The following is a 14,232-nucleotide window of genomic DNA, read 5'->3' on the forward strand; positions in this document are numbered from 1 at the left end:
GCATACCCAATGGAGGAGACGAATGGCTGGTATCCCGTCGATTCAACCGTACGCGCTGCCCGATTCGAGCAGCCTGCCCGAGAATGTCGTGTCATGGAGTGTCGACCCGTCGCGCGCGTTGCTGCTCATTCATGACATGCAGAACTATTTCCTTTCGCCGTTGCCGCCGACGCTGCGCGAGACGTTGACGACCAATGTCGCGTCGCTGCGCAAACGGTGCAAGCAGGCCGGTATTCCCGTCGCATACACGGCTCATCCCGGGCGCATGACCGAGACGGAACGCGGTTTGCTGCGCGATTTTTGGGGGCCGGGCATGGAGACGACGCCGGCCGATCGGGACGTCGCCGAGGCCGTCGGCCCGTCCCCGGATGACTGGATGCTCACGAAGTGGCGCTACAGCGCATTTTTCCGCACCGACCTGCGCGAGCGTATGCGGGAGAGCGGTCGCGATCAGCTGATGCTGTGTGGCGTCTACGCGCACATCGGCGTAATGATGTCGGCTGTCGATGCGTTCACGAACGACATTCAACCGTTCTTCGTTGCCGATGGCGTGGCGGATTTTTCCGAAGACCATCATCACCAGGCGCTGGAATACGTGGCCCAGCGTTGCGGCAAGGTGGTGAGCACCGAGGAGGCGCTGGCATGAATGCCGCTCCGAACCGCAACCTATTCGATCGCGTTCTCCACGGACAAGCGCCGTGCTTCGCGTTGATCGCGCGTTCGACGGGTAGCGCCGGAGAGCGCGCGACGATCGACGTCTTCGCCGGCGCGGTTTCCTATCCGTCCTCCCTGGCCGAGCTTCCGTTGGCCGCGCCGACGGCGACGGGCGCGGACCGTCAGGAACTGCTTGTGATCGTGCCATACCGGCAGCTGCACGAGCGCGGCTTCAAGACACACGACGACGGCGCTCCGCTCGTCGCCATCACCTGCGACGAGCACGAAACGGTGTCCGCGCAGCTTGCGCTCGCCGCCATTCCCGATGCCGATACCGCGCTCGGCGAGCGTCACTTCGATATCGACGACGAGGCCTACGCCGAGATCGTCGAGCGCGTCATCACCGACGAGATCGGCACCGGCGCGGGCTCGAACTTCGTCATCAAGCGCACGCTCGAGGGCGATCTCGACGACTATTCGCCCGCCAAGGCGCTGGCGGTATTCAAGCGTCTGATGCGCCGGGAGGTCGGCGCGTACTGGATCTTTGTGATTCATACCGGGGAACGCACGTTCGTCGGCGCCACGCCGGAGCGCCACCTGACGCTGCATGAAGGTTGCGCGACGATGAACCCGATCAGCGGGACTTATCGGTATCCGCAAAGCGGGCCGACGATCGATGGGATCAACGCTTTTCTCGGCGATCGCAAGGAATCCGACGAACTGTACATGGTGCTCGACGAAGAGCTCAAGATGATGGCGCGCATCTGCCCGGCCGGCGGGCAGGTCACGGGGCCGCACCTGCGCGAGATGGCGCGGCTCGCCCACACCGAATACTTCATCGTCGGGCACACCGAGGCCGATGTTCGCGACTTGCTGCGCGAAACGATGTTTGCGCCGACGGTCACCGGCAGTCCGATCGAAAGCGCGACCCGCGTGATCGCGCGGCACGAGCGGGCCGGCCGCGGCTACTACAGTGGCATTGCAGCGCTGATCGGCCGCGATGCGCACGGCGGGCGCACGCTCGACTCCGCCATCCTGATCCGCACCGCGGAGATCGACCGCGCCGGCCACGTTCGCATCGGCGTCGGCTCGACGCTCGTCCGGCATTCGGACGCGGTATCGGAAGTCATGGAGACGCATGCCAAGGTGGCCGCGCTATCGAACGCATTCGATCCGCCGGAAGCCGGCCCGTCGCTAGGCCAGCATCCATCGGTGCAGGCGGCGCTGCGCGAGCGCAACGAAGGCATCGCGGACTTCTGGTTTCGGCCGTATGGCGGGCGACACGGTGAGATGGCCGATGAGTTGGCTGAGTTGAGCGGCTGCCGCGCGCTCATCGTCGACGCCGAAGATCACTTCACGGCGATGATCGCCCAGCAACTGTCGTCGCTCGGCCTCGCCACCGAAGTGTGCGGCGTTCACGACGCGGTGGACCTTGCGCGTTACGACGTCGTCGTGATGGGGCCGGGCCCGGGAGACCCGAGCGACGCCGGCGATCCGCGCATCGCCCGCCTCTACGCGTGGCTGCGGCATCTCATCGACGAGGGCAAGCCGTTCATGGCCGTCTGCCTGAGCCATCAGATCCTGAACGCCATCCTCGGCATTCCGCTCGTGCGGCGCGAGGTGCCCAATCAGGGCATCCAGGTCGAGATCGATCTGTTCGGCCAGCGTGAGCGCGTGGGCTTTTACAACACGTATGTGGCGCAGACCGTCCGGGACGAAATGGACATCGACGGCGTCGGCACGGTGGCCATCAGCCGCGATCCGCACACGGGCGAAGTGCATGCCTTGCGCGGTCCAACGTTCAGCTCGATGCAATTCCACGCCGAATCGGTCCTGACCGTCGACGGGCCGCGGATTCTCGGCGAAGCCATCACACACGCGATACGCCGCGAAAAACGCATGACAGCGTTGACGGCCTGACGACTCTTCACGCTTTTTAAAGAACCCTATAGGACACGCGTTTCATGATTGTCGACATCGTTTGGTGGAACCTCGACGGTTCCGAGCAGAGCATCGAATCGCTGAAGGCGCGTGTGGACGACAGCACCCTCGCGCGCTGGTCGAACGTGCCGGGCTTGCGCGAGAAGCACTGGATCGCCGACGAGGACAGGAATCGCTGGGGTGCGATCATGCTCTGGGACGGTGAGCGTCCGCCTGCGCATCTACTGCCGCCGAACGACGCGCAGACGCTGATCGGCTTGCCGGTTGCCGAGCGGCTGCGCTTCTCGGTGGAGGCCAGCACCGCGAGCGGTGAGATCGCGGCGCGCATGCGCGCGCTCGAACCGGCAGCATCGCACGCGAATACACACGTGGCGGCGCCGATCCATGCGTCGCATCCCATCGACTACATCGTCGTTGACGCCTTTACGCGCACGCCGCTCGAAGGCAACCCGGTTGCCGTCTTCCTGGTCGACGTTCCGCTGCCGGCGGAGCGCATGCAGCGGATCGCCCGCGAAATGAATCTGTCGGAAGTGGTGTTCGTGATGCCGCCGAAGCAGGGCGGCGACGTTCACGTGCGCATCTTTACGCCGGTCAACGAGTTGCCGTTCGCGGGCCATCCGCTGCTCGGCACGGCCGTGGCACTCAGGCACGTGAAGGCGCAGGATCGCTTCGTGTTCGAGACGGGCATGGGGCTCGTGCCGTTCGATGTGCGATCCGATGCGCCCGGCGAGGCTTACGTCACCATGCAGCAGCCGATCCCGACGTGGACGCGCTTTGATCGGACCGAGCGTCTGCTCGAAGCGCTCGGCGTCGAAGCGTCCGTGTTGCCCGTGGAGGCCTATCGAAACGGCCCGCGCCATGTGTTCGTCACGTTGCCCGACGCCTCCGCGCTTTCCGACGTGCATCCGGACCATCGCGCGTTGGCTGAGTTCGAGGATATGTCGGCCATGTGCGTGGCCCCAGCGGGCGACCACTGGCGCTGCCGGATGTTCTCGCCGGCCTACGGCGTCGTGGAGGATGCGGCGACGGGTTCCGCCGCCGGTCCCATCGCCATTCACCTTGCCCGCCACGGACTGATTCCGTGGGGCGAGCCGCTGCATCTTCTCCAAGGCGTCGAGATCAAGCGCCCCTCGCACATGCATGCGCTGGTGCACGGCTCGGAGCACGGCATCGAGGCGGTCGAGGTCAGCGGTCACGGTGTCGTCGTCGCGCGCGGCCGCCTGGGCGTCTAGCGTCGCCCCCGTCTTTTGCCATCATGAAAACATTGCCATGAACACCAGTCGATTCGAAAGCCTCACGGGAAGCGTCGATGTCCTGTTCCCCGAATATGACGACCCGCCGTCCGAGCCGATCACGCTGCTCAAGCGCTGGCTCGCGACGGCCGATGTCGCGCGCGTCCGCGAGCCCAAGGCGCTCGCGCTCGCGACCGCCACGTCCGACGGACGCATCTCTTCTCGCGTCATCGCGTTCTCCTCGATCGACGACCGCGGCGTGATCTTCTGCACGCATTCGACGAGCCGCAAAGGACGCGAACTCACGGAGACGGGCTGGGCCTCGGGCTTGCTGTATTGGCGCGAAACCGGGCAGCAGATCATGATTTCCGGCCAGGCGGTTCCGCTCGAGGAAAGCGAGAACGACAAGCTCTGGTTCGGGCGCTCGGTGCCGATGCATGCGATGTCGAGCGCCTCGCACCAGAGCGACGAACTCGTCGATCGCGAAGCGCTGCGCGCGCACGCCGCCGAGCTGCTCGCGCTCGGCGTCGCGTTGCCGCGGCCGCCGCGCTTCGTCGGCTATCGGCTCGAGCCTCACGAGATGGAATTCTGGGCCGCCAGCTCCGACCGGCTTCACCGGCGCCTCAGGTACGAACGCGATGGCGACGATTGGAAAACCACCCAACTCCAACCTTGATTCTCTTGCGGATAAGGAACCTGTCTGTGTCTACTTTCGATATTCCGGTTGGCGTCGGCCAAACCGCACTGTTCATTGCCTGGCAACGTCATGCCGAAGGCCAGCGCCCGGACGCCTTGTTTCACGATCCGTTCGCCGCGGCGCTGATCGAGCACCTGGCCGGCACGCAGACGCATGAGCACGTCAGCGAAGTCGCGCGGCGCGCGAACTTTCCGCAATATTTCGTCGTCCGCACACGCTACTTCGACGATGCCATTCTCGCGAACCTGAGCCGCGGAATACGGCAGGTCGTCACGCTGGCCGCCGGCGTGGACGGCCGCGTGGCACGCCTCGCGTGTCCGTTCGGCACGCGCTGGTTCGAGCTCGATCTCGACGACATCATCGCCTTCAAGCGCGAGCTCATGAAGCAGTCCGGGTTGCCGCTGCAGTGCGATTGGCGGCCGCTCGTCGCCGATCTGACCTCGAATTGGGCGAGCCCGTTGCGCGCGGCCGGCTTCGATCCCGCCAAGCCCACGATTTGGCTCATCGAAGGGCTGCTGATGTATCTGCGCGACACGGACTGCGATGCGCTGATCCGTCAAGTGGCCGACCTGTCGGCGCCGGGCAGCGCGCTCATGCTCGAGCATCTCGCCACGCGCATGATGAGCGAGGAGGGCAAGGAAGCCCGCGCGCGCGTCGAATCGCAGGGCGCTCGTTGGCTTTCGTCCCGCGACGATGTGCGCGACTGGCTCGGCCGATACGGCTGGACAGCGACCGTGCATGCCTCGGACGACCCGACGATAGCCTACGGCCGCAGCGTCGCGCGCATACCGGCGGGCTGGTTCGCCTCATCGACGCGCACGGCGCACGGCGGGAGCGGATCATGAATCTGTCGATTCCGATGCGGCGCGACGTGCGCTTGAAGGCGAAGCTGAAAGGCCTGCCGACACCGGACGATTTCGAAATCGTCACCGCCGCCGCGCCGGCGGCCGGCTCGGGTGACGTGCTGGTGCGTAATCGCTATTTCCTGGTCTCGGCTTCCTTGCGCGCGATGATCAGCGAAGGCGCGGAAGACGTGCCCGGTGTGCCGTTTCCGTGTTTGTCGGCGGGTGACGCGCTGATGGGCGAAGCGCTCGGCGAAGTGGTGAGCGCGCCCGCCGGCAGCGGTTTGTCGTCCGGCGACATCGTCACGCACTTCCACGGGTGGCGAGACTACGCGATGGTGCCCGCATGGGGCTGTCAGCGCGTCGGCGAGGCGCTGCCGAAGCCTGCCGGCTATCTCGGCTACCTGGGGCACGGCTGGACCGCCTACGCGGCGCTGACGCGCGGCGTGCCGATCCGTCCGGGTGACACGGTGTTCGTCACGAGCGCGGCCGGCGCAATCGGCGCGATGGCCGGACAGATCGCGCGGCGGCTGGGAGCGGGGCGCGTGATCGGCAGCACGAGTTCGCACGACAAGGCGCGACGCCTGGTTTCCGAGCTTGGGTATGACGCCGCCGTCATGCGTGGCGGCAGCACGCCGTTCGCAGAGCAGTTGCTCGAAGCGGCGCAGGGCGGCATCGACGTCCTGATCGATTCGGTCGGCGGCGAGCAATTACAGGCGGCCGTCACGGCCGCCCGCGAAGGGGCGCGCTTCCTGATCCTCGGCGCGCTGTCGGGCCAGCTGGCCGCGACGGGAACGGGGCGGACCGCACCCGCCGAAATCGATACCGTTCAATTTCTCCTGAAGCGGATCACGATGCGGGGCTACAGCGCCGACGACAATCCGGAGGCGAAGGGCGAATGGTTCGAGCGTTTCGCGCAGTGGCTGCGCGCCGGCGAGATCGTGTTCCCGCATACGGTGATCGACGGCCTCGATAACGCGCCGAGCGCGTTGTGCGACACGTCCAGCGGACGTTATCTGGGCACGGTGCTCGTCAAGCTGTAGCGGTAAGGAGCGTGGGCGTCGCCTGCATGCCAGGCGACGACACCGGCTCGATCGGCAGCATTTCATTACGGGAGTGGAACTGTGGAATGCAATCTCTCTTCGGCGCGTGTGGCCGAGAATTGGACACCGGCTTCCTGGAAGACGAAGCCGGCGCTGCAACAGCCGGCTTATCGCGATGTGGCGGCGCTCGATCGCGTCCTGACACAGCTACAAGCACTGCCGCCGCTCGTCGCCGCATGGGAAGTGCTGACGCTCAAACGCAAGCTCGCAGACGCTGCGGCAGGACGATGTTTCTTGCTGCAGGGCGGCGACTGCGCGGAAAGCTTTGCCGATTGCACGGCGCCGATCATCGCCAATCGGCTCAAAGTGCTGATGCAGATGAGCCTGGTGCTCGTGCATGGCTTGATGCTGCCGGTGGTTCGCGTCGGCCGCTTTGCCGGCCAGTACGCCAAGCCGCGCTCGGCGGATACCGAAACGCGCGACGGCGTGACGCTGCCTTGCTACCGCGGCGACATCGTCAACGCCAGCGCTTTTACGAAAGACGCGCGCGAGCCCGACCCGCAGCGCCTGCTCGAGGCTCATTCCAGATCGGCGCTGACGATGAATTTCGTGCGCGCGCTGAGCGATGCCGGTTTTGCTGATCTGCATCACCCCGAACATTGGGATCTGGCGTGGGCCTCGCATTCGCCGCTTTATGGCGAGTATCGCAAGATGACGCACTCGATCGGCGAGTCGCTGCGCTTCATGGAGGCGCTCGCGGGCGAGCCCTCCGGCAGCGATGCGAGAGTCGATTTCTACACGTCGCATGAGGTCCTGCTGTTGAATTACGAAGAGGCGATGGCACGGCAAGTGCCGCGGCATGGGGGCTGGTTCAACCTGTCGACGCATTTTCCGTGGATCGGCATGCGCACTGCGCAGCTGGACGGCGCGCATATCGAATACTGCTCCGGTATCCGCAATCCGATCGGCCTGAAAGTCGGGCCCGGGGTGAGCACCGACCAGTTGCTGCGCACGATCGACGCGCTGAACGCCACGAACGAGGCCGGCCGTTTGACGCTCATCACGCGCATGGGTGCGGCGAAGATCGAAGCGGAGTTGCCGAAGCATCTGCATGCGGTCAAGGCCGAGGGCCGGCATGTCTTGTGGTGCTGTGATCCGATGCACGGCAACGGCGAAACGACCCCGGGCGGCGTGAAGACACGGCGCTTCGGGAACATCCACGCCGAGCTCGAGGCGGCCTTCGACATTCATGCCGCCTGCGGCACGCATCTGGGCGGCGTGCATCTGGAGCTGACCGGGGAGGACGTGACCGAATGCCTGGGCGGCGCGCGCAATCTGACTGAGGCCGATTTGGCCCGCGCTTACAAGTCGACGGTCGATCCGAGGTTGAACTATGAGCAGTCGCTGGAGATCGCGATGCTGATTGTGCGCAAGTTGAGTATGACGCGGGTTGCCGAAATCGGCGCCAAGCGGCAATTGGCGTATGCGTAGCGGGGCGGGGCGGCTTGCAACAACTCGGTCGGCCGATGTTGCGTATTTCGTGCGGGCCATCTTGTTCGCCAACGCGACAGCGACTACGTTCGTCGGCCGTCGTGCCAACAGATCCCGCATGTGCGCCGGCAGATGCTTCGAACTTGATATCACGGCTCGTGCGCCGTGAATCAGCCGGGTTCGTAGATAAACGTCACCGCGTTTGCTGATTCCGCCGCGCTTTACTTTACCGCCGGAGCCGTTCTGTCTCGGAACAAGGCCCAGGTAAGCCGCGAGCTCCAGATACGTTCGCGTGGCCTCGAAGTAGCTGAAGGTCGATTCGGTCTGCGTGAAGTGCAGCGTCATCAGCCGGCTCGTCGCGTCGTCCACGTACACCAGCAGCGTGCAGGCCGGCGCCCGTTCCTCGAACCACCGATGATCGCTGCCGTCGATCTGGATCAGTTCACCGCAGCAAGCCCGCCGTGCTCGCGGCTGGTAGACCTTCGGCGGTCGTTGCCGGCGCGGAAGCAAGAACTCGGCGGTGACCGGTGTGAACTCGACTGACGTTGACCGCAAAAATACGATGCTGGTCCGCAGTGACGCTGGGGAGATCACTTGTCGGGCTCGCGACTGAAGCAGACCGACCAGGAGGCGAAGCAGAGTATCGCGACCATTTGCCCGATGGCGTCGATCCCGGGGCTCGATCGCGACGCCGCGGGAACTGCGTGTAACGTCGACAACGATGGCAACGCCTGCTGGCCGTTCGCTGCGGGTTGATTCGGTGCTTTCCTGTCTCCAAACGACGGGCAGGCCTTCGAAATGGGCTTCCCGGTAGAGGCGAACACTCGCATCCTCACCCCCCCAGTCATGGATGTGCCGTCTGACGATGGGGCAAGGGCTCGATCAAAAAATAAGAATTGTCAGATTTCATACCTCCATTCATTTATCTAAGATGACAAATCCTCGTCATTGAGGGGTGGCGCCAAATCAGAATTTATCGTAGAAATTTAACTAATATGGTTTGATGCGATATTTGATTTGGCGTTTTCTTGTGTTAATAAATTGATTATTGAGCTATGAAAATGATCGGAAAACTCATTTTTTCAGTGGGTGTGGCTGGAGTTTTGGTTGGTGCGGCATATGCCGCTCCGAAATCCGATAACCAAGTTTCCAAGAAGATTACGCTCACCGCGCAAATCAACGATGGAATCTTCGTGTCGAAGCCTGACGGCTCGACCTGGTACGGCACGGAACAGCTGGAGGCGGAAGACTACACGCAGAAGAAGTTCAACAAGACGTTGCCTATTCGAGTGTGGACGAAAAACGCTGATTTCAATGTTTCACTGGCACAGCCGCTGAAGATGTCGAGCGGTTCGTACGAAATGGCGAATGCGAAGGTGTCGTTGTTGAGCCAGGCAGGGGAAAAAGACGTTACGTTCGGCGCGGCCCAGAAAATCACGCAAGTGGCTACGGGTAGCGGTGGTTTCGACGAGATCCATGATCTGAAAATTGCCGTCGACGCCCCGGTGCAAGTCGGAAGTGTAAGTACGAATGGCAGCTATAGCGGTGATCTGGTGATGCTGTTCGAGCCGGTCGCGTCATCGGGCGGCGGAGAAAGCGAAGAGAGCCAGTAACAAGCTGTTCATTTTGGCGAGGCTCTGTGTTGTCCAATATGGAGCCTCGCCGACTACATCGCGTCGGTAGAGGTTTTTGCATGCTGATATGAATGTCAATGCATTAAATGAGAACTCTGCATGTCTTTGTGTCAGCCTCCATTTGGCTTCAATAAGCTGTGGATAGGAACATTCCTTCTTGCTTCATCCAATTTGCATGCAGAATTAAGAGTATCCTACGGGGTTCCGGAAGGATTTAGCGCGTCTGAAATGGACGACAGCGCGAAATACCTTGCTACTTTTAATGGGGTAACGCTCCCTGACTTCATTCGCTATTCGTCTTCCGAAGCATCGTTAGAGTTCGACGCGATTAAGTACGCTGCCAATGGTATCTCGCCAGATGATGTCGATGCCATTCGTAACGTGATCTCGAAAATTGAATACAAGCGGTGCAGAAACGGCTGCGATATCGAGGTTGACGGATATTACGTCACTATCGACAAGCTGAAGCGCTCGATTTCGATTCGTGATTCGCGCGAAGATTACGTCGAGCCGCCGACCGGATTCGGCGTGCTCAATAACCATTCGATCGACTTCCGAGCATCGACGGACGGCTATCGTGCGGCCAACATCAATGGCAATACATGGATCGGCTTGCCTTCACGCAGTTTCGGCTACTTGAGCTGGTACGGGAGCCGAACCGAATCGCGTGGCACGAGCAGTAGTTCGTACGGGTTGTCGTCGTACTACCTACAAAAGAATTTCCCTGGCACCTATGTGCGGGCAGGCAGGCAGAACAGTGTCGACTATGCGTCCGGCTCGGTCAGCACATTGTTGTCGCCGAGTTTCGATCAGTTCGTGACCGTGGGCAGCCAGAGCAATCTGCAGATCGATCGCAATGCAGGGTCGCTGGTGCTGTACTCGACTGCCGAAGGCAACTACGAGTTCTATCGCAACGGGCGTCTGATCCTGAAGCGGCCGGCGTTTCTCGGTCGCAACGAAATCAGCTTCGTCGATCTGCCCGGTGGCTATTACTCGACCGAGGTTCGTTTAGTCGATCGCAACGGTAACGTGGTCACGCGGGAAATTCGTGAGATCAACAATGTCAATTTCGGTGCAGGCGGCAGTAACGCGTGGCACTTTACCGTCGGCAAGGAGATGAGCGAGCAGGGAGGCCTCCTGATGGAGGCCGCCCTGAGCCGAAACTTCAGACAGTTCTACATGAACGTGTCGACGCTGGTCGCTCGCGGCGGCGATTGGGCGACCGAAATCAACGTCACTCGGCCGACGAAGCTTGGCGACATGGATATCACACCGACGCTTGGCGTGCTTGGAGGCGAGCGCAACGTCGGCGGGTACGTCAGCATTTCGATGGCGAGTGAAGCAATTGGCAGTCTCTCGGTGAGTCGGTACCTGAACAACGAGGTATCGCGGTTCTACCGCGGGGCGTCCAGCACCAGCCTGTCGTATAGCCGCAAGCTGCGAAAGGCGATCGTCGGCTACAACTACCAGCGCTCGGGGTTTGGCGAAACGCATCAGGCCGAGGTGCGCTGGAATTATCGCCCGAATGGACTGTGGGCAACATTCGCGCTTGGCGTTCAAAAAGGCAGCTTCAGCCGGACCGGTAGCGGTTATGGCGTGTACTTCAGCATGACCATGCAGCTCGAAAAGACCCAGGTGAGCTTCAGTGCCGCCCGCTCTGGCGGGCAGACGCAGCTGAGCAGCGATTATAAAAAGGACTTCCAGGACGGTTTCGGCACGACGACGCTCGGGATTAGCGGGAATCGGGTCAACGCTGATTTTGGGGTGAACGTTTACGGCAGCCGCTCCGGTACGCGCGGCGATACGTCGTTGAACCTGGGCTACGACGGCAACGTAAGCAATGTGGACTTCAACTACCGGGGAATGTTCGCGGCCAGCAAGGACGGCATGGCGTTCGGCCGATACAGCAGCAGCGGCGCGGCGATGCTGTTGACCACGCCCGAGATCGACGGGATGAAGTATGGCTTCAATGTCGAGGGAAATCCGGTCGGTGGAAACAGTACTTATGCTGTACCGCTCAATGCATACAGCGACGTGACGTTCGCAAGAGTGATGAGCAGCAGTGAAAAGCTGGACATGAATATTGAAGTGCCGGCCAACATCGTTCGAGCGCACCCGGGCCAAGTTTATGCGGCGACCGCCAAAGTCGACATCAACATGATCTATAGCGGATTTTTCAGGAATGCAGAAGGAAATCCGGTCAGCGGGAATGTCATCGAGTCCGGCGATACGGTCTATCGAAATGGTCTATTTTCGATCGTCAGCAAAAAGATGCTCTCGACCGTGACGGTTGAAGGCGACGGGATTCGGTATACGTGCAACCTGAAAGATGCCAACGGCAGCAATTTCCGCTGTACGCAGCAAAACGTCGAATGAACCTATTGAGAAACGATATGAACTTCACATTCCGAACCGCAGCTCCGATCCTGTTGGCATTGCTAGGCACAACGGCTCAGCCGGTTCAGGCCGAGGGTGAACTCATGGTGATCCCGGCGTCCACCAGAGTGTACGGCTCTCACGAACAGAAGGTAACAGTGAAGAACATGGGCGATGCACCGCTTTACCTGAACATCGCATTGCAAAAGGTGATGAATCCCGGAATGACGCCTGAGAAGAAAGTCGAACTCGGTCAGCTCGACAATCCTGGCTTGATCGTCAACCCGGACAAATTGACGCTGGGTCCGAGTCAGTCCCGGCAGATCGTGTTGAGGTCGCTGATGGAGCCGAGCCAGGAGGAGCTATACCGGTTGTACATCGTGCCGGTTCGGTCGCTCAAGGTAGACGATGCACCTCATGACAAGATTACTGCGCCGATGTCGGTGGCGATTGGCTATGGCGTGTTGGTTCGACATATGCCGCCGGTGAGCGAGATACGCACGGGATGGACGCATCGGTGTGAAGACGGTGGGATCACACTCGAAACCACGGGCAACGTGCGTGCGGTGTTGTCGAATGTGTCGTATGACGGCGTCCAGCAGCCACAAACCGTTGCCGTGTTTCCTGGCGTACCGCAGCATTTCATGACGAAGCGGATGACGCTGCGTGCGAACGACGAGCAGAGAACGCTGGTATGTCCGCAATGAAACGTGGGCTCGGTGTCATGTTTGGCCTGTTGGCCGCTGTGCACTGCACTGGCAGCCTGGCCGTGGGCATCCTGAAGCTGTCGCGTACCGAGATGACGGTCGTTCCGGACAGAGAGCCGGGAGACCTATGGGTCGAGAACAGGGGCAATACGCCTTTGTACCTCGATGTGACGCAGCAACTCGTTGCGAACCCGGGGCATATGCCGGAAAAGCTCGTGCCGGTTGAAGAGGTGCTACACCCTGGTTTGCTGATCATGCCTCGTCGAGTAACGATATCGCCGGGGCAAAAAACCCGCGTGATGTTAAAGGTGCTGGATGTCCCCCGGCGAACGCAGATCTGGCGCGTGACCTTTAGGCCCAGAGAGCGCATTGTGGTCGATACGGGTGATGCCACGAGCGGGCCCGCGCCGTTGTTCATTGGCCTAGGTTACGGAGTCCTTATATATCACAAGAAGATAGAGTAAAACTGTGACCGAATAAAGGAATCAAGAATTCTTTCGCGTATATATAGGTTGCGCCGGATAATTAATGGGCGGTCTGCCGAGAATAAGTGGTGGTGAGTGTGAATAAAGTTGAAAAATTTAATTTTAAATTTATTTTGATAATAATTCTGATGCTCTTTGCTGGTAATGCCAGTTCTTCGTTAGTGAATGACAAGACGGCTGATGGATATAGTGCATGTTCATGGACCAGTAACGGCGATGGCACAAGTTTGATTAAAGTTACTATTAAATATAAATATGCGAATTCAGCCGGGGCGTACTGGTGGTCTCGAGGCGTATTGTTGTACTCCTACAAGAAGGACGGAACTATTAATTCGTATAATATGCGCGCCAAGCGTGTTAAATTAAATGATATCTCATCTGGATTGGTGTATAATGGCGGGGATTATATAATGTATACGGGATATGTTGCCGATGGGAAGCCCGTGGCGTCTCAGTGGAATATAAAGGAGCCATTTGACGCCAATTTTGAAATCCTGATTGATGATTCGATAGTTCAAGACTGGCCAGCGATATCCGTGCAAGCTGGAAATTTCACAAGTGCATGGGATGTCGCGGAAATTACTGGTGGCGCCTATATTAGTCGTTACGGTGCCGACGGGGCGTGTGAAGTCGTTGACCCGATCGTCCCACCCGCGCCAACTATCGGAATCGAGGTCACGGCTCCCGACTGGGATCTCGGCGAACTTCCGGCGGGAAACGGCGAGAAAGTATTTTCTAATAGAGCGGATCAGCTTTGTTTCGACTATAAGGGTGCGGGCGTGAACAACAAGCGCTTTGTCATCAACGCTAGTGGCGTGAACGGTCAAGTAGAAAATCGCTATCGATTGCGGAGTCTCGAGGATCCTGCTCAAGAGGTGCCATATGACATCAAGCTCGACAGCGGGTCCAATATTGTTAATTTGCCAAATATTAATAATGCCGGGATTGCGCTTGATGGCTCTGGTAAAACATGCTTCGTTCCGACGTTCCATACAACTGTCGACAAGTTATTGGAGCCGGGAGACTATAGCGACGTACTTACGTTCACGGTTGTCACGAAACCATAGGGTCATTAATTAAAATGAACTGCATCGTCTGGCTATTAGTCGTCGTGTTTTCGTTTCCCGTAA

At 60.3% G+C, this 14,232-nt stretch carries 12 protein-coding genes and 1 pseudogene; 12 read left to right on the forward strand and 1 reads right to left on the reverse strand.

The annotated features are described in order from the left end of the window. Nucleotides 1–22: 22 nt before the first annotated feature. The 7 genes from G3N99_RS03655 to G3N99_RS03685 all read left to right on the forward strand — a co-directional run bounded on the left by G3N99_RS03655 (nt 23) and on the right by G3N99_RS03685 (nt 7,900). Nucleotides 23–646: an isochorismatase family protein gene (locus G3N99_RS03655; RefSeq protein WP_174940991.1), complete on the forward strand. Its 624-nt coding sequence runs from the start codon at nt 23–25 to the stop codon at nt 644–646. Beyond that, nucleotides 643–2,574 (forward strand): anthranilate synthase family protein, encoded by a 1,932-nt coding sequence (locus tag G3N99_RS03660; protein WP_206121688.1) that lies wholly within the window; start codon nt 643–645, stop codon nt 2,572–2,574. The genes G3N99_RS03655 and G3N99_RS03660 overlap by 4 nt, the downstream gene beginning before the upstream one ends. A 44-nt stretch (nt 2,575–2,618) precedes the next feature. Further along, a complete protein-coding gene (locus G3N99_RS03665; RefSeq protein ID WP_277396324.1) occupies nt 2,619–3,827 on the forward strand; it encodes a PhzF family phenazine biosynthesis protein in 1,209 nt (402 codons plus the stop codon). Beyond that, nucleotides 3,793–4,503, forward strand: coding sequence for a phenazine biosynthesis FMN-dependent oxidase PhzG (phzG, locus tag G3N99_RS03670; protein WP_254601414.1), 711 nt, complete (start codon nt 3,793–3,795; stop codon nt 4,501–4,503). The genes G3N99_RS03665 and phzG overlap by 35 nt, the downstream gene beginning before the upstream one ends. Beyond that, complete coding sequence (locus G3N99_RS03675; protein ID WP_241011453.1) at nt 4,476–5,369, forward strand: SAM-dependent methyltransferase; 894 nt, start codon at nt 4,476–4,478, stop codon at nt 5,367–5,369. Before phzG ends, G3N99_RS03675 begins: the two co-directional genes overlap by 28 nt. Then, nucleotides 5,366–6,409, forward strand: coding sequence for an NADP-dependent oxidoreductase (locus tag G3N99_RS03680; RefSeq protein ID WP_206121689.1), 1,044 nt, complete (start codon nt 5,366–5,368; stop codon nt 6,407–6,409). The genes G3N99_RS03675 and G3N99_RS03680 overlap by 4 nt, the downstream gene beginning before the upstream one ends. Before the next feature lie 81 nt (nt 6,410–6,490). Further along, nucleotides 6,491–7,900, forward strand: a complete 1,410-nt coding sequence (locus tag G3N99_RS03685; RefSeq protein ID WP_174937797.1) for a 3-deoxy-7-phosphoheptulonate synthase class II — start codon at nt 6,491–6,493, stop codon at nt 7,898–7,900. A 39-nt stretch (nt 7,901–7,939) separates the two neighbouring features. Here the strand turns inward: G3N99_RS03685 and G3N99_RS41740 are convergent. After that, nucleotides 7,940–8,407, reverse strand: a pseudogene (locus G3N99_RS41740) (transposase); the annotation flags it as partial. A 554-nt stretch (nt 8,408–8,961) separates the two neighbouring features. Between G3N99_RS41740 and G3N99_RS03695 the strand changes: the two are divergent. From G3N99_RS03695 to G3N99_RS03715, 5 genes are all read left to right on the forward strand, one after another. Beyond that, nucleotides 8,962–9,513, forward strand: coding sequence for a CS1 type fimbrial major subunit (locus G3N99_RS03695; RefSeq protein ID WP_346778463.1), 552 nt, complete (start codon nt 8,962–8,964; stop codon nt 9,511–9,513). A gap of 249 nt (nt 9,514–9,762) precedes the next feature. After that, entirely contained in the window at nt 9,763–11,910 is a 2,148-nt protein-coding gene (locus G3N99_RS03700) for a TcfC E-set like domain-containing protein (RefSeq protein ID WP_241011454.1), read from the forward strand. A gap of 17 nt (nt 11,911–11,927) precedes the next feature. Further along, a complete protein-coding gene (locus G3N99_RS03705) occupies nt 11,928–12,617 on the forward strand; it encodes a pilus assembly protein (protein ID WP_206121692.1) in 690 nt (229 codons plus the stop codon). Beyond that, the gene (locus tag G3N99_RS03710) at nt 12,614–13,081 is read left to right on the forward strand and encodes a hypothetical protein (RefSeq protein ID WP_206121693.1); all 468 of its coding nucleotides are present in this window, start codon (nt 12,614–12,616) and stop codon (nt 13,079–13,081) included. Before G3N99_RS03705 ends, G3N99_RS03710 begins: the two co-directional genes overlap by 4 nt. A gap of 98 nt (nt 13,082–13,179) precedes the next feature. Beyond that, nucleotides 13,180–14,169 (forward strand): hypothetical protein, encoded by a 990-nt coding sequence (locus tag G3N99_RS03715; protein ID WP_206121694.1) that lies wholly within the window; start codon nt 13,180–13,182, stop codon nt 14,167–14,169. Nucleotides 14,170–14,232 lie beyond the last annotated feature (63 nt).

The sequence above is a fragment of the Burkholderia sp. Ac-20392 genome, assembly GCF_017104585.1.
Lineage (GTDB): Bacteria > Pseudomonadota > Gammaproteobacteria > Burkholderiales > Burkholderiaceae > Burkholderia > Burkholderia lata.